This window comes from Gracilibacillus oryzae, assembly GCF_009498735.1.
Taxonomy (GTDB): Bacteria; Bacillota; Bacilli; order Bacillales; family Amphibacillaceae; genus Gracilibacillus; species Gracilibacillus oryzae.
Window position 1 is genome coordinate 190,623 of the sequence record NZ_ML762430.1, and the last position, 24,512, is coordinate 215,134.

At 39.2% G+C, this 24,512-nt stretch carries 26 protein-coding genes; 24 read left to right on the forward strand and 2 right to left on the reverse strand.

Going from position 1 to position 24,512, the window contains the following annotated elements; all coding sequences use genetic code 11:
* Positions 1-67: 67 nt before the first annotated feature.
* From nadB to yajC, 17 genes are all read left to right on the forward strand, one after another.
* Positions 68-1,582, forward strand: coding sequence for an L-aspartate oxidase (nadB, locus tag F9U64_RS11400; RefSeq protein WP_153403477.1), 1,515 nt, complete (start codon positions 68-70; stop codon positions 1,580-1,582).
* Positions 1,579-2,421: a carboxylating nicotinate-nucleotide diphosphorylase gene (gene nadC, locus F9U64_RS11405; RefSeq protein ID WP_153403479.1), complete on the forward strand. Its 843-nt coding sequence runs from the start codon at positions 1,579-1,581 to the stop codon at positions 2,419-2,421. The genes nadB and nadC overlap by 4 nt, the downstream gene beginning before the upstream one ends.
* Positions 2,418-3,521, forward strand: a complete 1,104-nt coding sequence (gene nadA, locus F9U64_RS11410; protein WP_153403481.1) for a quinolinate synthase NadA — start codon at positions 2,418-2,420, stop codon at positions 3,519-3,521. The genes nadC and nadA overlap by 4 nt, the downstream gene beginning before the upstream one ends.
* A 142-nt stretch (positions 3,522-3,663) precedes the next feature.
* Positions 3,664-4,791, forward strand: a complete 1,128-nt coding sequence (gene safA, locus F9U64_RS11415; protein ID WP_228275677.1) for a SafA/ExsA family spore coat assembly protein — start codon at positions 3,664-3,666, stop codon at positions 4,789-4,791.
* Between the two features lie 294 nt (positions 4,792-5,085).
* Positions 5,086-5,835, forward strand: coding sequence for a YebC/PmpR family DNA-binding transcriptional regulator (locus F9U64_RS11420; RefSeq protein WP_153403485.1), 750 nt, complete (start codon positions 5,086-5,088; stop codon positions 5,833-5,835).
* Positions 5,836-6,140: 305 nt separating this feature from the next.
* Complete coding sequence (locus F9U64_RS11425) at positions 6,141-6,683, forward strand: BofC C-terminal domain-containing protein (protein WP_153403487.1); 543 nt, start codon at positions 6,141-6,143, stop codon at positions 6,681-6,683.
* A gap of 294 nt (positions 6,684-6,977) precedes the next feature.
* Complete coding sequence (locus F9U64_RS11430; RefSeq protein WP_153403489.1) at positions 6,978-7,457, forward strand: small multi-drug export protein; 480 nt, start codon at positions 6,978-6,980, stop codon at positions 7,455-7,457.
* A 17-nt stretch (positions 7,458-7,474) separates the two neighbouring features.
* On the forward strand, positions 7,475-8,212 hold the full coding sequence (locus tag F9U64_RS11435) for a hypothetical protein (protein ID WP_153403491.1): 738 nt from the start codon (positions 7,475-7,477) through the stop codon (positions 8,210-8,212).
* Positions 8,213-8,227: 15 nt separating this feature from the next.
* The gene (locus F9U64_RS11440) at positions 8,228-8,629 is read left to right on the forward strand and encodes a GntR family transcriptional regulator (protein ID WP_153403493.1); all 402 of its coding nucleotides are present in this window, start codon (positions 8,228-8,230) and stop codon (positions 8,627-8,629) included.
* Entirely contained in the window at positions 8,622-8,963 is a 342-nt protein-coding gene (locus F9U64_RS11445; protein WP_153403494.1) for an ATP-binding cassette domain-containing protein, read from the forward strand. Before F9U64_RS11440 ends, F9U64_RS11445 begins: the two co-directional genes overlap by 8 nt.
* Before the next feature lie 24 nt (positions 8,964-8,987).
* Positions 8,988-9,494, forward strand: coding sequence for an AAA family ATPase (locus F9U64_RS11450; protein ID WP_323125843.1), 507 nt, complete (start codon positions 8,988-8,990; stop codon positions 9,492-9,494).
* Positions 9,495-9,669: 175 nt separating this feature from the next.
* The gene (gene ruvA, locus F9U64_RS11455; RefSeq protein WP_153403498.1) at positions 9,670-10,269 is read left to right on the forward strand and encodes a Holliday junction branch migration protein RuvA; all 600 of its coding nucleotides are present in this window, start codon (positions 9,670-9,672) and stop codon (positions 10,267-10,269) included.
* A 21-nt stretch (positions 10,270-10,290) separates the two neighbouring features.
* Positions 10,291-11,292 carry a Holliday junction branch migration DNA helicase RuvB gene (gene ruvB / locus F9U64_RS11460; RefSeq protein WP_153403500.1) on the forward strand — a complete coding sequence of 334 codons (1,002 nt, stop codon included), beginning with the start codon at positions 10,291-10,293 and terminating at the stop codon, positions 11,290-11,292.
* Positions 11,289-11,489 (forward strand): DUF2905 domain-containing protein, encoded by a 201-nt coding sequence (locus tag F9U64_RS11465; protein ID WP_153403502.1) that lies wholly within the window; start codon positions 11,289-11,291, stop codon positions 11,487-11,489. The genes ruvB and F9U64_RS11465 overlap by 4 nt, the downstream gene beginning before the upstream one ends.
* Positions 11,489-12,517, forward strand: coding sequence for a tRNA preQ1(34) S-adenosylmethionine ribosyltransferase-isomerase QueA (gene queA / locus F9U64_RS11470; protein WP_153403505.1), 1,029 nt, complete (start codon positions 11,489-11,491; stop codon positions 12,515-12,517). Before F9U64_RS11465 ends, queA begins: the two co-directional genes overlap by 1 nt.
* A gap of 15 nt (positions 12,518-12,532) precedes the next feature.
* Positions 12,533-13,672 carry a tRNA guanosine(34) transglycosylase Tgt gene (gene tgt, locus F9U64_RS11475; protein ID WP_153403507.1) on the forward strand — a complete coding sequence of 380 codons (1,140 nt, stop codon included), beginning with the start codon at positions 12,533-12,535 and terminating at the stop codon, positions 13,670-13,672.
* Positions 13,673-13,694: 22 nt separating this feature from the next.
* Complete coding sequence (yajC, locus tag F9U64_RS11480) at positions 13,695-13,958, forward strand: preprotein translocase subunit YajC (RefSeq protein WP_153403509.1); 264 nt, start codon at positions 13,695-13,697, stop codon at positions 13,956-13,958.
* Between the two features lie 62 nt (positions 13,959-14,020).
* Here the strand turns inward: yajC and F9U64_RS11485 are convergent, their stop codons facing one another.
* On the reverse strand, positions 14,021-14,407 hold the full coding sequence (locus F9U64_RS11485) for a TIGR04086 family membrane protein (RefSeq protein ID WP_153403511.1): 387 nt from the start codon (positions 14,405-14,407) through the stop codon (positions 14,021-14,023).
* A gap of 154 nt (positions 14,408-14,561) precedes the next feature.
* Here F9U64_RS11485 and F9U64_RS11490 point away from each other — a divergent pair, with 154 nt between their 5' ends.
* Together F9U64_RS11490 and F9U64_RS11495 are read left to right on the forward strand one after the other, a co-directional pair.
* On the forward strand, positions 14,562-15,863 hold the full coding sequence (locus F9U64_RS11490) for an ArsB/NhaD family transporter (protein ID WP_153403513.1): 1,302 nt from the start codon (positions 14,562-14,564) through the stop codon (positions 15,861-15,863).
* Between the two features lie 58 nt (positions 15,864-15,921).
* On the forward strand, positions 15,922-16,605 hold the full coding sequence (locus tag F9U64_RS11495; protein ID WP_153403515.1) for a DUF421 domain-containing protein: 684 nt from the start codon (positions 15,922-15,924) through the stop codon (positions 16,603-16,605).
* A gap of 113 nt (positions 16,606-16,718) precedes the next feature.
* Here F9U64_RS11495 and spoVB read toward each other — a convergent pair whose 3' ends face one another.
* Positions 16,719-18,257 carry a stage V sporulation protein B gene (gene spoVB, locus F9U64_RS11500; RefSeq protein ID WP_153403517.1) on the reverse strand — a complete coding sequence of 513 codons (1,539 nt, stop codon included), beginning with the start codon at positions 18,255-18,257 and terminating at the stop codon, positions 16,719-16,721.
* A gap of 129 nt (positions 18,258-18,386) precedes the next feature.
* Here spoVB and F9U64_RS11505 point away from each other — a divergent pair, with 129 nt between their 5' ends.
* The 5 genes from F9U64_RS11505 (at position 18,387) to F9U64_RS11525 (ending at position 24,411) form a co-directional block, all read left to right on the forward strand.
* A complete protein-coding gene (locus F9U64_RS11505; protein WP_153403518.1) occupies positions 18,387-18,674 on the forward strand; it encodes a post-transcriptional regulator in 288 nt (95 codons plus the stop codon).
* Positions 18,675-18,719: 45 nt separating this feature from the next.
* A complete protein-coding gene (gene secDF, locus F9U64_RS11510; RefSeq protein WP_153403520.1) occupies positions 18,720-20,975 on the forward strand; it encodes a protein translocase subunit SecDF in 2,256 nt (751 codons plus the stop codon).
* 208 nt (positions 20,976-21,183) lie between these two features.
* Entirely contained in the window at positions 21,184-21,525 is a 342-nt protein-coding gene (locus F9U64_RS11515; protein ID WP_153403522.1) for a LapA family protein, read from the forward strand.
* A gap of 56 nt (positions 21,526-21,581) precedes the next feature.
* A complete protein-coding gene (gene recJ, locus F9U64_RS11520; RefSeq protein WP_153403524.1) occupies positions 21,582-23,909 on the forward strand; it encodes a single-stranded-DNA-specific exonuclease RecJ in 2,328 nt (775 codons plus the stop codon).
* Positions 23,899-24,411 (forward strand): adenine phosphoribosyltransferase, encoded by a 513-nt coding sequence (locus F9U64_RS11525; protein ID WP_153403526.1) that lies wholly within the window; start codon positions 23,899-23,901, stop codon positions 24,409-24,411. The genes recJ and F9U64_RS11525 overlap by 11 nt, the downstream gene beginning before the upstream one ends.
* Positions 24,412-24,512 lie beyond the last annotated feature (101 nt).

The following is a 24,512-nucleotide window of genomic DNA, read 5'->3' on the forward strand; positions in this document are numbered from 1 at the left end:
ATACTTGCATTTACACATATTATATGTAAATATATGTGTAAAGACAACTGTAAAGTTAGGTGAGAATATGCGAAAACCAAAAGTGCTGATTATTGGGGCAGGAATTGCTGCTCATATAGTTGCCAGCAAGCTTTTTGCCACAATGGATGTTGTAATGATTACAAAGAAAAGTGTTCATGCGAACAACTCGGTGAAGGCACAAGGGGGAGTTGCAGCAGCTATCGCACCAGATGACTGTTGGTATTATCATTACCAGGACACATTAACAGCCGGAGGAAATTATAATGAAAAAAAAGCAGTCCAATTTTTAACAAAAGAAGGAATTGTGCAAATGCTTCAGCTTATCAGTCAGCTCCCAGTAGATAAAAATTTCCAGGGAAATATTGATTTTGGAAGAGAAGGGGCCCACAAACTTCGTAGAATCATCCATCTTGGTGGTGATCAAACCGGAAAATTGCTAATGCACTATTACCAGCATATAGTAAGGGGAAAAGTGGAAATTATAGAAAATCATACAGCAGTGGATTGTCTGATGGAAGACAACAAATGTATCGGTATGGTCACGATTGATGAGGCAGATTCTCTTCATTATCATTATGCTGACCATATTATTTTAGCAACAGGCGGGTGTGGGGCATTATATCAAGCAACCTCAAACGATCCGACCGTGACAGGGGATGGCATCGCTATTGCCTATCGAGCAGGTGCTGTTGTGAAAGATATGGAATTTGTTCAGTTCCATCCAACCATGATTAAAGGTGGAAAGGGATTGATTTCCGAAGCAGTCAGAGGCGAAGGAGCGGTTCTTGTTGATTCCCAATTAAGACCAATCATGAAAGACTACCATCCTGATCAAGACCTTGCACCAAGAGACATTGTGGCAAGAGCGATTTTTGCAGAAGAACAGAAAGGAAACACGATATTCTTGCAAATGAACCAGTTGGCTCACTTTAAAAAAAGGTTTCCTCAAGTTACCGAACTATGTGAAATGTCACACATAAACTTGGAGAATGGACTGATACCAGTCACACCATGTGCTCATTTCCTGATGGGCGGCATAAAAGTCAATTTAGATGGTGAATCAACTATTCCTAACTTATATGCTGTGGGGGAGGCTGCCTGTACTGGTGTTCATGGTGCCAACCGGTTAGCAAGTAATTCTTTGTTAGAAGCAATCGTATTTGGTGATCGACTCGCGAAAAGCTTAAAGAATCAGAAAAATTTAAGGTCTTTACCTGCTAACTTCAGTCAACCAGCTGACGCAACATGTGAAGAAGTATTTCCTGCAATCAGTGAATTAAAAATGAATATGACAAAATATGCAGGAATTGTCCGGTCAGAAGACCAATTAACTAAGATGAAGCTTTGGCTGGAACAATATAAATCAGATCTGCCACTGACGAAAATGACAAGACAACAAGTGGAAATCTGCCATATGTTATGGACAGCTTACTTAATAACAACTTCGGCACTTAAAAGGAAATCAAGCATTGGTGCGCATTATCGCAAAGACAGCTTACATAACCCATTAATGACACCAATTGAAAGGCAAAAGTATGTAAAAGAGGAGGTTTTGTCATGAATAGATGGGTATTACGAAAACAATTAGAAGCCTTTTTTCAAGAAGATATCGGTGATGGAGATAAAACAACCGAATATTTAATGAAGGAAGATAAAGTCATAGAAGGATTTTTTATTGCAAAAGAGGATGGAGTGTTTGCAGGCGAACAGGTCATATTAGACGGATATCTTCCCCTTGATCCAGCTGTTGATGTGCAGGTGTTGAAACAGGATGGAGATATGATACATAAAGGAGACAAGATTGCAGTTGTCAGAGGGAGTACCAGAGCATTACTGACAGGTGAACGAGTTGTCTTAAATATCGTGCAGCGGATGAGTGGCATTGCCACAATGACGATGAAAGCTGTGAAGAAATTAGACAATAGCAGCATCAGAGTTTGTGACACAAGAAAGACAACGCCTGGGTTGAGGATGCTCGAGAAACATGCAGTAACTTGCGGCGGGGGCTTTAATCACCGCAATGGTTTGTATGATGCGATCATGATAAAAGATAATCATATCACTGCCATGGGTTCTGTAACAAATGCTGTGGAACAGGTCCGGAAAAAAGCAGGTCATATGCTTAAAATTGAGGTAGAAGTGGAGAATGAAACACAATTAGATGAAGCAGTTCAAGCAAGTGCAGATGTCATTATGCTGGATAACCAGAAGCCTGAACAAATCAGACAGTGGACAGGTAAAATTCCTGATCACATTCTCACAGAGGCTTCTGGAAATATTACAGTTGAAAACATAGCCGAATACCGCGATACAGGTGTTGACTGTATCTCACTCGGCTTTATTACACATTCTGCACCAGCACTTGATATAAGTTTTCGGTTATTGGGGGAATCAAATTGAGTATTTCACAACTATTACAGACAAATCAATCGATGCTGCCAGAGAAATATAAGCAGTTAACAGATCAAGAAATGACAGCAAGAATTAGAGAAATTAAGCGACAGTTTGGTGATGCCTTATTTATCCCGGGCCATCATTATCAGAAAGATGAAGTAATTCAATTCGCTGATGCAACTGGTGACTCTTTGCAGCTGGCACAAGTTTCTGCAAAACAAAAGGCCAGCACGATTATTTTTTGCGGTGTTCACTTTATGGCAGAAACAGCAGATATACTTTCAGCAGATGATCAGCAAGTTATTTTACCAGATTTAAGAGCAGGCTGCTCGATGGCAGATATGGCCAATGATCAGCAAACAGATGCAGCATGGCAGGAATTGCAAAACATTTTTGCTGATACGATAATACCGTTGACTTATGTGAATTCAACGGCTTCCATTAAAGCTTTTGTTGGCCGTAATGGCGGGGCAACAGTTACCTCTTCCAATTCGAAGAAAATGGTAGGATGGGCATTAGAGCAAAAACAACGCTTATTGTTTCTTCCGGATCAGCATCTCGGCAGGAACACTGCTTTTGATTTAGGTATACCTTTAGATCAAATGGCAGTCTGGGATCCAATCAAACGCAAGTTAGAATATGATGGTGATTATCAGCGAATCAAAGTGATCTTATGGAAAGGGCAGTGCTCGGTCCACGAGAATTTCACAGTAAAGAATATCGAACAAATTCGTGAAAACCATCCCCAAATGCAGATTATCGTTCATCCGGAATGCCGTCACGAGGTTGTTCAGAAGTCTGATAAAGCAGGGTCAACGAAATATATTATTGAAACAATTGAAAAAGCAGAAAGTGGCACTGAATGGGCAATAGGTACAGAAATGAATTTGGTTAACAGGATTCGCAAAGTTCATCCTGACAAAAAAATCATTTCTCTAAATCCCTACATGTGTCCCTGTCTAACAATGAACCGAATTGATTTGCCTCATTTATTATGGGTAATGGAGGAACTGGAGCAGGGAACGGTCTGTAATGAAATCAAAGTCGAAAAAACGATCGCGAACGATGCAAAAATGGCGCTTGATCGAATGCTGCAATTATCTTAGTGTTCAGATGAAGGTATCTCGTTAAGTAAATTATACGAGATATCTTTTCTTTTTTATTCAACATTTTAGGCTTTATGCATATGTTGATAAAGAAGACGGAACAGGTGCCTAGATACTTATGGAATGGAAAGGAGTAAGTACATTGAAAATTCACGTTGTGCAGGAAAATGAAACACTATGGACGATTGCGCAAAAGTATGGGGTGGATTTCGAACAATTAATTGCTGTAAATCAACAAATATCCGATCCAGATATGATCATGCCTGGTATGAAAATAAAGATTCCTTCGACAAGTAATAAACAAGACCAAGCCCCAAGCAAGAAACAACAGACAATACCAAAACAAGATAAGCAAGAAGTAGTACCAGTTGAACCGACACCGCCAAAGAACCAGATCGTTCCTGAAATTAAAGAGGATGAAGATAAAAAGTGGGAACCATTAAAAAAGGAGCTGCCTTCATTGCCTATTAACTTTAACAAGCAACAGCCACCAAAGAAAGAACAGCCAATGCAGCCAGTAATGCCACAGCAGGAACCAAGCCAGGATTTAAAATGGCTGCAGTTCACTTCCAACATGAATAACTTTGAAACAAATATTCAGCCAGTACAGCCAAAAGAAGAGAAATACCATCAAAAGCCAGAATCTCATAAGCCACAGCAGGAAATGCCAAAGCCTCATTATCCAATGCAAATGCCGCAAGTTCAGCCAGCTCAAATGCAGGCACCATGTTATTCACAAGAAGGGATTCCATTTGGCGGCGGGCACATGCAGCCAATGCATCATATGAATCCTATGGGAGGATACCCATTCCCTGATAATTTCCAGCCAGACGTAATGGGTGCAAGTCATCAGCAAATGCCAATGTCGAATCAAGCGCCATTTCCTATGCCGCAGTCTAACATGATGCCACAACAACAGCCAATGCCACAAGCTGGTTTTATGCCACAGCAACAGTCAATGCCACAGAATGGTTTTATGCCACAGCAAGAAATGCCAGCTGACTTTATGGCCCAACAGCAGCCAATGCCACAAAATAATGATGCCGCCACAGGGAATGAACCAGCAAGAACAGCCATGGGGTCAACAGATGCCGCAACAGCCGATGATGAACCCGCAACAACTAAACGTACCACAACCTGGAATGTCCGGCTATCCAATGGTTCCATTGGCACCGCAAGGTTTCGGGCAGACACCTTATGGGATGCAGCAGCCAAACATGTATCAGCCAATGCAAGGTCCAGGAATGATGTCGCCATATGGACACCATAAACAAGATGATTGCGGTTGTGGTGGAAGAGAATAAATAAACACAACAAGACGATTCATTCGAGTCGTCTATTTTTTTGCCGTTAGTAAAGTATAAAATTTCTGCAAGGAAGTGTTGAACGACGTAGTAGTAATTTTGATGTTCAAAGTATAAGTAAAACTGACACATTCGCTTTCATGACGAGTTTTTCGAATCTGTCTGTTAGCTGTTCTTCATTAAATCTCCGCCATTTTTCAACCAAACAAGATTATGTTAAACTAATAGGATAGCTACACAGTTCTAAAGAGGTGATAAAAATGGCAGGACATTCGAAATGGAAGAATATTCAACGCAGAAAAAATGCACAAGATGCAAAGCGTGGAAAAATTTTCATGAAACATGCAAAAGATATCTATCTTGCAGCAAAACAGGGTGGCGGTGACCCTGATATGAATCCTTCCCTGAGACTTGCGGTAGATAAAGCGAAATCTGATAATATGCCAAATGATAATATTGAGCGTGCGATAAAGAAAGCAACAGGTAATCTTGATGGGGCAAATTATGAAGAGTTAACATACGAAGGCTACGGCCCGGATGGGATTGCAGTTATGGTAGAAGTATTAACAGACAACAAAAACCGTACGGCGTCAGATGTTCGTCACGCTTTCAGCAAAAATGGCGGCAACCTTGGTGAAAACGGATGTGTTGCCTTTATGTTTAATCGCAGGGGATATTTAGTGATTGAGCAGTCATCAACAGATGCTGATGAAGATACCATCATGCTTGAAGCACTTGAAGCAGGAGCGGAAGAAGTGGAAACGGTAGACGGAGCTTATGAGATTTATACAGATCCTGATGACTTCCAGACAGTAAAAACGGCAATGGAGGAGAATGGTTTTACATTTGCGCAGACAGAAGTTACCATGATCCCTGAAACGCTCTCTACTGTTGATCAAAGTTCAGCTGAGAAGATGGTCAAACTTGTCGGCATGTTAGAAGACATGGAAGATGTCCAGGAAGTGTATCATAATCTGGATGCAGATGAAGAAATTATGAATCAGTTATAAGAACAAAGGCGCAAGCGCCCGATTAGAGACGTAGCGAGTGGAGCGAATCAACTGAGATAAAGGAATCACGGTAAGCTTGCGAACCGATGATGACTTTCACCCAAGGGCACGACGACAGGATACCTAGTATCGACGTTGGCCACAGGATGTGACCGTTTCTGTCAGCAAACATCATCTAGCCAAAATTTATACTTTCTTTACTTACGTTGAAAAAACTGCCTTTTCTCGATAAAGGCAGTTTTTTTGATTAACTTTCATAGTTTTGGAAATGCTAATAGTAACCTAGTTTTGAATGGAGGATTATGATGCATAAACTTTGGTTACTATTAAACGGACTAGTAGTAGTTATTTGTTGCTTATATTTCCTTAACCTTAATGATTCGTCTATGGAAGCGAAGCAGGATAAAGAAGTTGCAGATGTGATGAGTTATGAACCTTTAACTATTGATGTGATGCTGGAAAAAGAATATATTGATGGACAAATAGATGTAACAAAAGTGAAAGAAACCATTACTTCAATGGAAGATTTCTGGGCTTATTATGAAGACTGGCAATTGATGGAGCAAAAACAAGGGTTTATAAGGTTCCGCAAAGAAGTAAACGATATTTCACCATATGTGAAAACGTATGGCTACTTCGGTATCAGGGATGGTATATTAACCATTTTCGAAGGTGTTCCCGTTAATGAAGCTGTAATTAATTCTTTTTTTCACATTGACACAAAAGAATTAGAAAGCCATTTGCTCAAAGACTTGATGAATGGGATAAAAATAGACACAAAAGAGGATTATGAAAGAGTGTTAGAAACTTATCGCAACTATCATCAATCAGAAGCTGTTAGCAGTTGAAGGTGATATAGTGTTGGAAAGAGGCTGATTTACATGCTTCTTTCTTTTTTTGTTCTGAGGATGTTCAAAAAACCACCAAATAATAAGCGGCGAATCTCTTCGTTGGTTTGCGAGTCCGCTTCTCACGTATTCAACCCATACGTTCCGATGCTCCTCACTGCACCGCCTTGACCTTCTTGCTTCTAATTTGCCGGTTTTTTGAACGCACTTAAAAAACTATTGCACTTTCCGGTTTTGGTGTTATACTGTATATATCAATATACACAATATAACACTAAGGGAGAGGTTTCAATCATGTTGGAAATTATTTGGGCATATGTATTGGTTTTTATTTTGGCAGCAATACCATTATTTGAGGCAGTTTACATTACACCAATCGCAATAGTTGCTGGTTTATCAGCCATACCAGTTTTTGTATTAGCCGTATTGGGAAATTTACTCACCGTTTATCCTATTATCTTTTTTATTGAAAAAATCAGAGAGTGGAGAAAGAAAAGAGGCAAGGGTGATGGAAAGCGTTCAGTAAGGGCGAAAGAAGTTTGGAATAAGTATGGATTACCAGGCCTTTCACTATTTGGTCCGTTTATTATCGGCAGTCATTTGACCGCATTCTTAAGTCTGCTGTTTGGCGGCCAAAAGAAACGTGTTTTTGTTTGGATGACAATCAGTATTACTGGCTGGAGTTTCGTATTAGGAATCCTTGCTTACTTTGGAGTAGACTGGTTAAATATTGAAAATGACTTTATTGAGCAGATTTTTAATGATGCACAGTGATGGGAGATGAGTACCGAATGTGGAAGGAGCCATGGAGCATAGTCAAAAATGAATTAAGACTTTTATGGAAGCCATATGTTGGGACAGTTCTTGCAACAATGTTGTTGGGCTTTCTTGCTTCAATTGCGTTAGATCAGCTCACCGGTTACTTGGCAGGTCAATCTGGAGCATACAATACTGTTTCAGCAGATATTATCTTTATTCTCTTAACACCATGCTTAACAACGATCTTTATTTCCAGTCCTTATCTAAGTTTCCGGACGATAAAAGAAGATCCATTTGGCAAGAGAATGGCATTGTACCGAATCTTGCCAATCTCTACTAAAGTACTGGTAAGAAGCCGGATGTTCATCATGCTGTTTACCTTAATTACATTATCAATCGTCTTCTACACGACATTAGCCATAGTCTTGTCTGATGCTTTTTATCAGGTCGTTTCATTGCCGTTGTATATCCAATTTGCTTTATTCTGGTTTGGGTTTTCGCTGGCATTTGGCAGTGTCTTTGTTTTTATTGAATATGGTACAAATGGGAAGATGCTCTATATATTTTCCTTTCTGTACGGCATAAGTATTTTTGCGTTTATTGTTCTTTTTAACCTTATCAACAAGAGCAGTTTTGTTTTATTAATTTTGGAAAACATGCAGCAGTACAGCTTGATACTGCTTCTTATTATTTGGGCATTAGGTATAATCAGTTACAACGTGTGGGAAATGTTATTAAGAAAAAGACTGAATAAGAGAGATTATTTGTAATGGAGGGAATCACTGATGAAGCTCCCGATTACAGTTTCAGAAAGCAGCAGAGAACCCATATATTATCAAATTGAAACACAATTAAAAAGCCTCGTAATAAGCGGGCAACTTACTACAGGTGCTTTATTACCCTCCATCCGGGCATTATCAAGTGAGCTTTCGTGCAGTGTGATCACAACAAGACGGGCCTATCAGAATTTGGAAAATGATGGGTTTATTGAAACAGTTCAAGGAAAAGGAACATTTGTAAAGGATGTTGGACAGCAGGTGAAAACAGAAACGAAAGAATCAGTTGCCTTTACTTATATCGATAAGCTGTTAAAAGACTTACAAATGCTTGGATTTTCAGATATGGAAATCGATAATATGTTAGATAAGGCTTTGACGAAATGGAAAGGAGGAAAGCATCATGAATGATTATTTATTAGAGGCAGAGCAATTGACAAGGTCCTTTCGGTTTTTCCAGTTCGGTCCGGTTAATCTAGAGGTAGAGGCAGGTACTGTCAATGCTTTAGTTGGAAATAATGGCTCAGGTAAAAGTACGCTTTTTCATCTGCTTCTGCAATTATTGAGACCTGATCGTGGTACGGTCCGGTTTTTTGGGCAAAATATCGCGGATGACAGCAGCAAAGTAAAGGAAAAAATCGGCTATACAGGCAGCAGTTTATACGAGGTGTACGGAAAGTTGACGATTAAACAGCTGGCCCTGCTTGTAAGTGAATGGTATCCTGCATGGGATGAAGATAAATAAAATGCTTTCATTGATAAATATCGAATTAATGAAAAAGAAAAGTACTTTAATTGCTCCACAGGTACAAAAAAGAAAGTTGAATTTATTTTTATGATGGCATATACACCGCAATTATTATTATTGGATGAACCTTTTTCAGGGGTTGACCTTATTTCCAAACAGAAAATGCAGGCAGATTTATTAGATTTTATGGAGAATCCTGGTCATGCTATTATTATATCTACCCATCAACAAGAAGAAATAAGCACACTGGCTGATCATATCTGGATAATGGATCGGGGAAAGATAGTTGCAAAAACGGAGAAAGATATCCTGAGCCAAAAATGGATGCGCATGTGGGTGGAGAAGCTGCCAGAGGAGATAAAGCACCATCCTTATGTTGTAGACTTTTCCGAAACAGCATCCACGATTGTAACAAATAACTTTGAGGAACTTGAAGAGGTATTACAGCAATATCATGTCAAAACAACTCACCATCACCGACTGGAATTGAATGAGATACTTGCATATCTACTGGAGAAAGGGAAGTAACATTATCCTTTCTTTTTTTATTTTTAATAATACAAACTTGGTTTGTACAAGCTGATAAAGCTAGTGTATGATAGACTTTATACGGTAGCTTGAAAACTGACAGATACTTGAATCAGCGAGCAGAATAGGCTATGATAGATACGAACATATGATTGATTATATAAGGTGGAATATCATGATTGCATATATAAGAGGAAAAGTTGCAGAAATTACGGATCAGGCTGTACTCGTGGAAGCTAATGGGATCGGCTATGAACTAATCTGTCCGAATCCATTCCGGTTTCAAGCAAAACTCGGACAGGTTGAGAAGATCTATACATATCATCATGTAAGAGAAGATGCTCAAATTCTATATGGTTTTGAAAAGGTCGATGAGAAAACGTTATTTTCCAAGATCCTGAATGTATCAGGCATTGGACCTAAAGGGGCATTAGCCGTATTAGCCTCCACAACGGTCCAGGACTTTGTGATGGCAATTGAACAGGAAAATGAAAAATTTTTAACAGGTTTTCCTGGTGTAGGGAAAAAGACCGCCCGGCAAATGATTCTCGATCTCAAAGGAAAACTGCCATTTGATTATACACTGGAAGAATGGCCGGCAACAGATGTGCAGGCAGATACCAACGATATCGCATTAGAAGAAGCGATGGAGGCACTCAAGGCTTTAGGCTATTCTGATAAAGAAGTGAATCAGATTAAGCCGAAATTGAAACAGGAAAAACAGCAAGAGGCAGATGGATATATTCGTAAAGGTCTGGCTTTAATGATGAAATAAGGTAAGAAAGGAGCTAGCTTGATGGAAGAACGGATCATATCTGGAGAACTACAGGAACAAGATAATTTAGAAGAGCTGAGCCTGAGGCCGCAGCTTCTTAAACAATATATTGGTCAGCATAAGGCGAAAGAGAATCTGGCTATTTTTATTGAAGCAGCGAAAATGCGGAATGAAGCATTAGACCATGTTTTATTGTATGGCCCGCCAGGACTTGGGAAAACTACAATGGCACAGATTATCGCAAATGAGATGGGTGTTCAGTTTAAGTCAACCTCAGGACCAGCTATCGAGCGGTCTGGTGATTTAGCAGCAATATTATCTTCATTGGAAGTTGGCGATGTTTTGTTTATTGATGAAATTCATCGTTTGCCAAGGGCGGTTGAGGAAATATTATATCCAGCAATGGAAGATTTTTGTTTAGATATTGTAATCGGTTCAGGCCCCAGTGCCAGATCTGTCCAATTAGATTTGCCGCCATTTACATTAGTTGGTGCAACAACGCGCGCCGGGCTTCTGACAGCACCACTTCGAGACAGGTTCGGTGTATTAAGCAGACTGGAATTTTACGAAATCATTGATTTATGCGCGATTGTGGAAAGGACAGCAGAAATATTTGAAACGAATATTGATAAGCAGGCTGCACTGGAAATTGCCCGCAGGTCGAGAGGAACGCCAAGGATTGCGAACAGATTGTTGAAAAGAGTACGGGATATTTCCCAAGTAAAAGGGGAAACCGAAATCTCTTTACCAACAACACAGCAGGCGTTACAGATGCTGCAAGTAGATGATGCAGGTCTTGATCAGATTGACCATAAATTGTTACTTGCAATGATCGAGAGCTTTAAAGGAGGGCCTGTTGGACTGGATACACTTGCTGCCTCAATTGGGGAAGAGTCACAGACAATAGAGGATGTTTATGAGCCATTCCTTTTGCAACAAGGTTTTATCCAGCGGACCCCAAGAGGGAGAATGGTCACAGCAAAAGCATATAACCACTTTCAAATGGAGGTGCCTGAGACTTGACGGACTTTGGCAAAATCTTTATTGTAATAGGGGTTGTATTTATTATTATTGGTTTAATTTGGAGTTTTATTGGTAAATTGCCAGGAGATATCAGTTTCCAAAAAGGTAATTTCACCTTCCATTTTCCAATAATGACTTCAATCGTTGTGAGTATTATTTTAACACTTATTTTCTACGTGATAGGACGGTTTAAGTAATGAGAATTGAAGATTTTGATTTTGACTTACCTGAAGAGCTGATTGCTCAAACCCCATTAAAAGATCGGACAAGTTCCAGGTTAATGGTATTAAATAAAGAAAAGCGGACAATTGAGAATCATCATTTCTATGAAGTGACTGATTTTCTTGAAGCTGGGGATTGTCTTGTTTTAAATGATACAAAAGTGCTCCCGGCAAGGCTTTATGGCATGAAAGCTGATACGGGCGGCAAGGTGGAAGTGTTATTATTAACCCAAATTGAAAATGATGATTGGGAAGTGTTAGTAAAGCCTGCCAAACGAATTAAAATTGGCACAGTGATCAGTTTTGGTGATGGCAAACTTACGGCAACATGTGTGGAATCAAAAGAGCATGGCGGCCGAGTGTTGCGCTTCAGTTATGCAGGTATTTTTTATGAAGTGCTGGATCAGCTTGGTGAAATGCCGTTGCCTCCATATATAAAGGAACAATTGGATGAGAAGGACCGCTATCAGACGGTTTATGCAAAAGAGCAGGGTTCTGCTGCTGCACCGACAGCAGGTCTTCATTTTACTGAGGAATTGCTGGAGAAAATTAAGCAAAAAGGTGTGGAAATTGCCTTTATTACTCTTCATGTCGGGTTAGGAACCTTTCGTCCGGTTAGTGTAGAGGATGTGGAGTCACACGAAATGCATGCAGAATTCTACCAGATGACTGCAGAAACGGCCAACCAGTTAAATGCTGTAAAGGAACGTGGCGGCCGGATTATCTCGGTAGGGACTACATCGACAAGAACACTGGAAACAATTGCACGTGACACTGGCGGAACGTTTGAAGAAAGAAATGGCTGGACTGATATTTTTATTTATCCGCCATATCAGTTTCAAGCAATTGACGGATTGATAACCAATTTTCATTTGCCGAAATCAACGTTAATTATGTTAGTCAGTGCCTTAGCAGATCGTGATTTTATACTAGAAGCATACAACAAAGCGGTGGAGGAACGTTACCGGTTCTTTAGTTTCGGTGATGCCATGCTTATATTGTAAGGAAGGACAAGGAATATGACAGCAATAACATATGAACATATTAAAACATGTAAGCAAACAGGAGCAAGACTAGGGAAAGTTCATACACCGCACGGTTCATTTGATACACCTGCTTTTATGCCTGTAGGAACTCTTGCTACAGTAAAAACAATGAGTCCGGAAGAATTAAAAGAGATGGGTGCGAATATGATTTTATCAAACACCTATCACTTATGGCTTCGTCCTGGACATGATATTGTCAAAGAAGCTGGCGGTTTGCACAAATTTATGAATTGGGATGGTGCGATCCTGACTGATTCTGGCGGTTTCCAGGTTTTCAGTTTAAGTGATTTGCGTAAAATCGAAGAAGAAGGTGTTCATTTTCGTAATCATTTAAGTGGGGAGAAATTATTTTTGTCACCTGAAAAAGCAATGCAAATCCAAAATGCTTTAGGTGCTGATATCATGATGGCATTTGACGAATGTCCACCATATCCTGCTGAATTTGATTATATGAAGAAATCAGTTGAACGGACCAGCCGTTGGGCTGAGCGCTGTCTGGAAGCACATGAGCGTAAAGGGGACCAGGGGTTATTTGGTATTGTGCAAGGTGGAGAATATGAAGAACTGCGCCGGTTAAGTGCAAATGATTTAACATCACTGGATTTCCCGGGATATGCAGTTGGCGGGCTTTCCGTTGGTGAGCCGAAAGATGTGATGAACCGTGTCTTAGAGTTTACGACACCACTTTTGCCGTCAGACAAACCAAGATATCTGATGGGAGTAGGTTCACCGGATTCTTTAATTGATGGTGCGATTCGCGGGATTGATATGTTTGATTGTGTTCTGCCAACAAGAATTGCCCGCAATGGAACGTGTATGACATCAGAAGGACGTTTAGTTGTGCGAAATGCCAAATATGCCCGTGATTTTTCACCATTAGATCCTAACTGTGATTGCCATGTTTGTAAAAATTATACACGTGCGTACATCCGTCACCTTGTAAAAGCAAATGAAACGTTCGGTTTCAGGCTTACGACTTATCATAATCTATATTTTCTGTTAAAATTAATGGAACAAGTTCGTGAAGCGATTATGCAAGACCGACTTGGAGATTTCAGGGATGAATTCTTTGAAAAATATGGTTTCAATAAACCTAATGCAAAGAACTTCTAACTAGTAAAGGGGGGAATACAAAATGGAAATGTTAGTATCACTTGCACCATTACTGCTTATGGTAGTAATCTTCTATTTTCTTTTAATCAGACCACAACAGAAGAAACAGAAGCAGGTACGTCAAATGCAGTCAGAACTGAAAAAGGGCGATAAGATTGTAACAATCGGTGGTTTTCATGGAACTGTCCACGCAATAGACGAAGATAGAATTGTTTTAATTACAGAAGGTGGCACAAAGGTTACATATGATCGATCAGCTGTCCGTGAAGTAACAGAGCAACTCTAAAAGAATAAAACTAGAAAACACGCAGACGCTTGGATAAGCAGCTGCGTGTTTTTTTGTTCCTTCTAGTTAACGGAAGCTTCTTTTTCTCCACCGGATAAATTGACTCCGATAATCGCACCAATCATTGCCAAAAGTAAATATGCTGCATGATGGACAAACTGGACAACAGTAAATCCGGCATCAAGCCCTAAATAACGGTAAAAGAAAACGAAAATAGTAAAAAACAGACTGGTGATTGCGCCAACAAAAATTCCTTTATGTTTGGCTTTTAAACCTGCAACCAAACCGCCAATAAATAAAGCAAGAAAACTGATCAACAGTGTCGCCATTTCCAGTGTGGATTCACCTAATGAAGTAAAGCGCATAAGTAATGCCAGTACAACACTTGAAATGAACATGATACCGATAATACCAATCCAGCCAAATAGAATACTAACCGCTGTTTTCATTTCTCCCTTCTCCCTTCAAGAAAAACTTCTCTATATGTATTTATGCATGTCCCTCGAATTTAGAAGACTGCTTTTTTGAATAGTTATCTTATCGATGAATATAGATGATAGTATAGCTTGTCAACATTACATGGATTGTGGAGAGGTGAGGTATTTGGCAGTAACAGTGGCAATTACTATTTTTATTGTAAGTTATATTTTTATTATGACCGAAAAGATAAATCGTGCTCTTGTAGCTTTGGCTGGAGGATTATTATTACTGTTAACAGATATTTATGAATGGGAAACAGCGATCACAGAGTATGTTGACTGGAGTACAGTAGCATTGCTCTTTGCTATGATGGTTTTAGTCTCTATCACAAAGAAAACAGGTGTATTCTCCTATATCGCCATTTTATTAGCCAAAGCAGTAAAAGGAAAGCCGATCCCTTTATTAGTTGGTATTGCGGTCCTGACAGCATTTGGTTCCGCTTTGTTAGATAATGTCACGACAGTGTTATTGTTTGTTCCAGTGATCTTAACATTAACAGAATTATTAAAGTTACCTGCCTTTCCCTATTTAATTACGATTATTATCAGTTCAAATATTGGCGGAACGGCAACCCTTATCGGGGACCCGCCAAATATTATGATTGGCCAAGCTGTTCCTCATTTGACTTTTGTCTCTTTTTTAGTGCATACAGCACCTATTGCTATGATTATTTTTGTTCTTTCTATTACTATATTAACATTTATCTTTCGAAAGCATTTAAAAACAATTGATCAGGAAAATATAAAGACATTGATGAGAATGAAAGAAGGCCATTATTTAAATAAAACACCACTGCTATACCAGTCATTAGCCATTTTAGCTTTAACGATTACGGGCTTCATTTTGCATCCTGTGCTTCATATTGATTTGACGATCATTGCTCTTTGTGGTGCCATTCTGCTGATGCTGATAAGTGAAAAGGAAACAGATACAGAGAAAGTGTTTGAACAAGTGGAATGGGTGACATTGTTTTTCTTTATCGGACTTTTTATGCTTGTTGGCGGTCTTGAAGAAGTTGGTGTCATTGATGAATTGGCAAAGTCAATCATGTGGCTGACAGAAGGAGATATGATGTACACTGCATTACTATTGCTTTGGACATCAGGTTTATTCTCAGGTGTAATTGACAACATTCCTTTTGTAGCTGCAATGATACCTGTGATTCAGGAATTTCAATCATATGGAATGGGTAACCTTGATCCTTTATGGTGGTCCCTTGCTTTAGGTGCTTGTTTAGGTGGAAATGCCACATTAATCGGGGCTTCTGCCAATGTTGTTGTCGCAGGTTTAGCAGAAGCACAAGGGGAACGTATTCCTTTTGTCAAATACATGCTGTATGGTTTGCCAATTGTATTGCTGTCTCTTGTCATCACTACTGTTTATGTGTATATCCGCTATTTACTGCCATACCAGCAATCACTGTAGAATAAGCGGATAAAATCTGGATAAGCTAAACACATCATCATGTCGAGGATGTGACTGAATGCCCTTTGAAGATATTATCATGCTAATTTTACGTACATTGTTCTATTATTTTGCTGTTGTCGTTATTTTCCGCCTGATGGGAAAACGGGAAATAGGCGAACTCAGTTTATTAGATATTGTTGTCTTTATTATGATTGCAGAGCTTGCTGTCATAACGATAGAAGATCTTGAAACATTTTTCGGATATGGTTTAATACCAATGGCTCTACTGATGATTATTCAGAGATTCACGGCTTGGCTTTCATTAAAAAGCCCGTTATTTCGTTCATGGTTTGATGGGAAACCAGCTATTATCATTTCCCAGGGAAAAATAGATGAATACCAGATGAAGAAGAACCGGTTTAATTTTGATGATTTAATGCAGCAATTGCGTGAAAATGGCACAGAAAGCTTGAATGAAGTGGAATATGCTATCTTAGAACCATCAGGGAGCTTATCGATTATTGAAAAGGGTAAACAGGGGAGCAGATTGTCTGGGAATAAAATAAATGGACTCGTACTTCCTTTAATCGTTGATGGCAATGTACAACTTCATGCCCTCGAACAATTACAGAAAGACCGGCTATGGTTGAAAGAGCAGATAGAAAGCAGGGGCTTTCAGCATTTTAAGGAAGTATCCTTCTGTTCACTCAATCATAAAAATGAATGGTATATTGACAGAAAAAATGAAATAACCAATTAATAAACGCCTGGAGTTGCAGATCCAAGCGTTTTTTGATTTTCTTATAGGTGCACCATTCTTACTCTATAAGTCATCTGTTTGATAAAACGAAAAGCCACGTCAATTCGCAGGTGCTATTTTCTTCGTAACTGTTTCAACTCGTCTTTGCTAATAAACTTCAACGAGAATAAGAACAGAATGTAACACAGTAAGAGAACAATCAGGATAATGATAAACTGGATAATATGGTCCATTTGGAAGGAAAATAGACGAATCAGGAGCCATCCTAACCAGAAAGTCAGGCCAACAAGTGTGATCATTTTAAAGATCATGAGATAAGGTATAACAAATTTGATATGGCGGAACAATGTAACAAGGTGAAAGATTGTCCCAAGCATCACTCCTGCACACATCGCAATCGCTGCTCCATAAATCCCGAATTGCGGATTGGTTGTCAGACTGATCAATACAACAAATTTAATTACGGTTGCGACAATATTATTCCACATTGCCTGTTTCGCAAGGTCTAATGCCTGCAGTGCAGCATTTAGCGGGAACTGAATATACATAAACAAGAAGCATGGGGCCATAATTTTTAAGAAAAGACTGGCATTGGTTGTCCCATACATATACATTAAAATAGCATCAGCAAATAATGTTAAGATAACGGTAGCAATGGCACCAGAAGCAAACGACAGGCGGACAGCCTGATGAATTCGATAATGAATTAATTTCTTGTGGCTTCTTGCTTCCGCCTCACTAATATTTGGAACAAGCGCAACAGCAAGGGAATGGGTGATAAATGTTGGCAAAAAAAGTAACGGGATGGCATAGCCAGTTAGTGCACCATACATTTTGGTTGCCACAACCGTTTGAAAACCCGCGATAGCAAGACTTTGCGTAACAAGAATTGGCTCAAGAAAATTAGCAACAGAGCTTACCATTCTGCTTGCTGTGCTTGGCAAGGCAATCGACATCAGCTGATTCAATGTATTTCTGCCTGTGCGGATATATTGAAAGGCATTCTTTCTTAACTTAATCCTTTTCTTAATTTGGAACATATGCAGCATATAGAACAGAGAAACGGCTTCTCCGATAATAACAGCAATCATCGCAGCGGCTGCAGCATATTCCAGTCCGTATGGTGCAAAGATCTGGACAAGGATAATAATAAAGGCAATTCGGACAATTTGCTCAATTACCTGGGCAAAGCTCTGCGGTTTCATGTTTTGTCTGCCCTGGAAATAACCTCTGATAACAGCTGCTACTGCACTGATAGGGATGATAGGGATAATGGCGAGCATTGGATAGTAAACACGGCTGTCTGTAAGAAGGTTTGTCGCAATATAGGGAATGATCAGATACATAAGAACAGATGAAACCAGACTGAGACTTATGGTGATGCTGAGTGATATGATAAGAATCTGTTTAATTTTATTGGTATCACCTTTTGCATCTGCTTCGGCGACACGTTTAGAAATTGCTATAGGCAGACCGATTTGGGAAATCGTGTACATTAAAAACAATGTCGGCAGAGCCATATTGTACAAACCGATACCTTCTTCGCCCATTACTCTTGCCACAACAATGCGGTTGATAAACCCGAGAAATCTTGTAATCATGCCTGCTATAATAAGGATAATGGTTCCTTTTAAAAAATTTTGTTTGGTCACATTACCAGACCTACCTTCTCAAATGGAAATTTTTCATATACAATGAAGTATATGCATGGACAGGAGACAAGCATGACCAAATAAAAAAATAAATAAAAGGAAACAACATTATGGAGTGGAGGAAATCCAATGTGTGAAAAAAGACTAGTTTCGGCATGGAAATCAGAGTTAGCAGATGTGATCGACAGTAAAGTACACGAATTCAGATTATTAGATTATTCCAAAGCAACTGCTGATAATATCTGGCAATGTCTTGTTCAGAAGGTGTGGAAAGGGGATCCGGAAAAAAGGCTGTCTGAAGTAGTACAGGATATTCTGCATTTACATTCCAATACATATATGAGTTATCTGACACAACAGTCATTTCAGGATACAAGTTTACAGGAATCTATTGAAGCTTTGTTCGGAAAAGAGTAAAATAAATGATGTTGTTGTTTTGTTTAAATTAGGGAGGCTTTACAAATGGTTAAAAGAAGTAGAATCGTTGCTTTTTTTCTAATTGTGTTAATATTAGGGGCAACGATAGGTACGACATTTACAAATGTAACAAATAAAATAAACTTAGGCTTGGATTTGCAAGGTGGTTTTGAGGTACTTTATGAAGTCGAACCATTAGATGAAGACCAAGAAGTGACAACAGAAGTGCTGGAATCCACTGTCCAAATCCTAACAGAAAGGGTCAATACATTAGGAGTTAGTGAACCTAGCTTTAATATTGAAGAACCTAATCGAATCAGGGTTCAGCTCGCAGGTGTTACGGATCAGGATGAAGCAAGAGACCTCCTGGCAACATCAGCGTCCTTATCATTTCGTGATGTAAATGACAAAGAATACTTAAATGGTAGTGACATTAAAGAAGGCAGTGCAAGACAAAGCTTTGATCCGAATACAAATGAGCCGATCGTAACAGTGGAATTCAAAAATGCTGATTTGTTTGGTGATGTGACAGAAGAACTGTTGAATTCCGAAGTGGAAGATAGAATTGTTATTTGGATGGATTATGAAGAAGGCGATTCTTATCAAGAGGAAATTCAAAAGGCAGATCCGAAATTTGTTTCAGCACCTGGCTTTGATCGAGTATTGAGAACGACCGATATTCAGATTACTGGTAATTTTACTGTAGAATCTGCCGATAGACTCGCAGATATTTTAAATGCAGGTTCCTTACCTGTGAATTTAGAGGAAGAGTACTCAACATCTGTAGGGGCGCAATTTGGCCAACAGGCGTTAGAGAAAACAGTATTTGCAAGTATATTAGGTGTATTGCTGATTTTCGTTTACATGATTTTTTATTACCGATTCCCTGGTATTATTGCAACAATCACATTAAGTATCTATATTTATCTGGTGCTGTTAGTATTCCAGTTAATGAATGGTGTGCTCACATTGCCTGGTATTGCCGCCTTAGTGCTCGGTGTTGGTATGGCAGTCGATGCCAATATCATCACATATGAACGGATTAAAGAAGAGCTGAAGGAAGGCAAGTCGGTCAAAGCTGCCTTTAAAGCAGGTAATCAGCATTCCCTGTCCACAATTTTTGATGCCAATATCACAACATTAATTGCGGCGGGTGTATTATTTATTTTTGGTACAAGTTCTGTCAAAGGGTTTGCGACATTGTTGATTGTCAGTATCGTCCTGAGCTTTGTGACAGCTGTATTTGGTTCCCGCCTGTTCCTGAGCTTCTGGGTGAACAGTAATTTCTTAAACAAACGACCAGGCTGGCTTGGTGTAAAGAAAGATCAAATTGTTGATATCAACAGTAAGGAAGAAGTCGAGCCGACAGTATTTGGCCGTCAGTTTGATTTTGTCAAGCACCGTAAGAAATTTTTCGGTTTATCGATTATTTTAGTAATTCTCGGTGTGATTTCTTTAGCTGCTTTCCGATTGAATGTGGGGATTGATTTTACGGAAGGTTCACGTGTGGAAGTGTTGGCAGACCAATCCTTAACGGTGGAACAAATCGAATCAGATTATGAGGAATTAGGATTAAGTCCAAGTGCACCTGTTGTATTATCTGGTGATAATAACAATATTGCTGTTTCCAGATTCGATACGGAACTTACACAAGATAAAGTAGCAGAAGTCAGACAATTCTTTGAGGAAAAATACGGTAGTGCGCCAACAGTTAACACGGTATCACCGGTAATTGGACAAGAGTTAGCAAAGAATGCAGTTTTAGCTGTACTGTATGCTTCTATTGGGATTATTATCTATGTAACAATCCGATTTGAATTTTATTCAGCATTAACTGCTATTTTAGCATTATTGCACGATGCCTTTTTCATTATTGCGTTCTTCAGTATTACAAGGCTGGAATTCGACATTACGATCAGTGCAGCAATCTTAACGATTGTGGGTTATTCCATCAATGATACGATTGTTACGTTTGACCGGATCAGGGAGAATCTGAAGAAGAAGAAAAAAGTCAAATCATTTGCAGAGCTTGCTTCCATTGTGAATCATAGTTTAATGCAAACACTGGCACGAAGCATTAATACAGTACTTACGGTTATTTTTGCTGCTGTTATGCTGTTAGTCTTCGGTGCATCGTCCATTACTAACTTCTCGTTCGCTCTAGTAATTGGTTTATTTGCAGGTACGTACTCATCTCTATTCATCGCAGCCCAACTATGGCTTGTATGGAGAGGAAAATCGATTCAGGATAAACCAATTGTCCATAAAGAGAAAAAAATAAATGACGGTCCACAAGTATAAATACAGGAGCAAGTGAGGAACAATCCAGTTCCCCGCTTGCTTTTTTTCTTGGACAAAAGCTGAAACCGTGCCCCCTGAAAATTAACATAGTCAGAGAGTGTACGAATATATGTATAACTTCCAAAAGATTCCTTCAGTGGAAGTCAATAAAAATACTGTTTTACGATGAGAGGAAAAGGGAACGATAGTTAAAAAAGAGGTGATAGTGTTGAGAGGTCAGACATATATAATTTTAGCTGTCGTATTTGCTGTCGTTATTGCAATATTTGCTGTCATTAATGTCGACCCAGTTGAAGTGAATTATTTATTCGGTACTGGAGAGGCTCCTTTAATTCTGGTCATTTTATTTTCTGTTTTAATGGGTGCTGTTATTACAGCAGCTGTCGGAATTTTTCGATTAATAAGACTTCAACGGGAACTTCGTATGCTGAAAGAAGAGAATAATGCACTGAAAGCAGAGGATTCTCACATTATTGATATGGATTCACAGGAAAAGGAACATGAAGCAGATACAGTGGAAATCATCGAAAATGATGAAACAAAATCATAATTCTGTTTGCTACCCTTGGCACACTTTTGTATAATAAGTGAGTCAGGGGTGAATTTATGTTAGCCAGTCAATCAAATTGGATTTTCACATATAAGAATCAGCATGCAGATACAGAACAATTAGAGGATATGTCACTATCCCCCGTCGTCAAGCAGTTATTAGCCCAAAGAGGGTGGAAAACGAAAGAAGAAGTGGAAGCTTTTCTTCATCCATCATTGGAACAATTACATGATCCGAAACTTTTCCATAACATTGACATTGCGGCAAAGCGAATTGAGCAAGCGATTAACGATGGAGAAAGCATACTTGTTTATGGAGATTATGACGCCGATGGGGTCACATCCACAACCTTGATGGTTGAAGCATTAAGAGAAAAAGGAGCAATGTGTGACTATTATATTCCGAACCGGTTTACAGAAGGTTATGGACCGAACGAAGAAGCGTTCAGAGAAGCTCACAGGCAAGGATTTCAATTAATTATCACAGTCGATAATGGAATTGCAGGAATAGAAGAGGTAAAGGTGGCCAATGATTTAGGAATAGATGTGATTATTACAGATCACCATGAAGTGCAAGAGGAATTACCAGATGCCCTTGCCATTATTCATCCAAAATGTGCGGATCAATATCCTTTTAAAGAGTTGGCAGGTGTTGGAGTTGCTTTTCAATTTGCAACATATCTGCTAGGCTATTTTCCTAAACAATTTCTTGACCTTGTTGTAATTGGGACAATTGCTGATCTTGTGCCACTGCATGGCGAAAACAGAGTATTGGTCCATCACGGCTTAAAAGCAATCTCAAATACGGACAGAATCGGCATAAAAGCACTAAAAAAACAATGCGCCATTGACCGAAACGTTACAGAAGAGGATATCGGCTTTCGTATTGGACCAAGGTTGAATGCTGTTGGCAGATTACAAGATGCGAATATGGCAGTTGATTTATTATTGACAAATGATCCGGAAGAAGCAGAGGAATTAGCTGGATATGTGCAGGATTTAAACAAAGAAAGGCAAAAAATTGTTGCAGATATTGCAGAAGAAGCAATTAGTCAATTAGAACAAGCGGGCGATCTGGACAACCAGCATGTGTTAGTTGTTGCACAGGAAGGCTGGAATCAGGGTGTGCTCGGGATTGTTGCATCAAAACTTGTGCAAACATATTACAGGCCGGCGATTGTACTGACAATTGATCCTGAAACACAACGTGCCAAAGGATCTGCAAGAAGTATCGCTGGCTTCGATTTGTTTACGAACTGTATGAAACATAAGGATTTGTTTACCCATTTTGGTGGACACGCTCAGGCGGCAGGAATGACCTTGCCTTCAGATAATGTTTCTATATTACGTGATGAATTGGACGACATAGCAAAACAGGAACTGACAGAAGCAGATTTCAAACCGCAGCTTACGGTTGATGCTTCCATTGATTTAAAAGATATTGATCTTGATGTATTGCAGACATTGAATCAATTAGCACCCTTTGGTATGGGAAATCCCAAACCATTATTCCATGTGAATGCAATGCCTGTGGATATCAGGCAAATTGGTGCAACTAAAAATCATTTGAAGATCAAATTTGATCAAGATGGGTCGCAAATCGATTCAGTAGGATTTGGCTTAGGTGATTTGTATACAAAGCTTTCAAAAGATACAAAACTGGAAGCTGTGGTAGAATTACAGGAGAACGAATGGAATGGCATTCGAAAACCACAATTGTTTTTGAAAGATTTAGCCATTACCGAATGGCAGTTATTTGATTTGCGCGGCTCGAAACAATGGCAAAATCAATGGGATCCGTCAATTTCAAATCAGTATGCACTCTCTTTTCAAAACAAGACAGATGTACCTGTTGATAGTTTATCTCCAGAGCAGTTTAGTGAGTTGGATCAAACAGTTGAAGCTCTTTTTCTCGTAGATCTGCCAGATTCATTAGAAGAGTTGAGCAATGTATTAAAAGGAAAGCAAATTAACCGTATTTATGCGTGTTTTCAATTAACGGACAGCTACTTTTTTCAAAAAGTGCCAACACGAGACGAATTCAAGTGGCTATATCAATTAATATTGAAAAGAAAATATTTTGATTACAAAACAGACGCCCCGAAACTGGCTGAATATAAAGGCTGGAAGCTGGAAAAGATTAAGTTCATGTTTCAGGTTTTCCATGAATTGGATTTTCTGACAAGAGAAGGTGCGAGGATTGTGCCAACAAATAATCCTGTGAAGAAAGATTTAACAGAATCGCCATTATATCAAAAAATGGACAAACAAATGATAGTAGAAGAAACACTGTATTATTCTACTTACAAACAATTAAAAGAATGGATAAAAGAGCAATTAACATGTGCTTCAGAACCTGAGGAGGAAATGGTTTATGGATTTTAAAAAGTATATTACTGTTGTAGAGGATTGGCCAAAAGAGGGTGTAAGATTTAAGGATATTACCACATTGATGGATAACGGTCCTGCATATAAAGCAGCAGTAGATGAAATTGTGGAATATGCAAAAGGAAAAGAAATTGACATCGTCGTTGGTCCTGAAGCACGTGGATTCATTGTCGGCTGTCCTGTTTCCTATGCCCTGGAAATCGGTTTTGCACCTGTCCGCAAAGAAGGAAAATTACCACGGGAAGTAATCAAAGTGGATTATGGCTTAGAGTACGGAAAAGATATTTTAACGATTCACAAAGATGCGATTAAACCAGGTCAGCGTGTTTTAATTACAGATGACCTTTTAGCAACAGGCGGGACAATTGATGCAACGATTCAATTAGTGGAACAGCTGGGCGGAATTGTTGTGGGCTGTGCTTTCTTAGTTGAACTGACTTATTTGAACGGCCGTGATAAGCTAGATGGTTACGATGTGTTAACTTTGATGGAGTATTAATAAAAGCAGAAAAGATAGAAGAGTCCGGGACATAACTAATAATGTTAACCCAAAATACGAACGATACTATAATCAAGAGATGAACGCACATACTAAGCGCA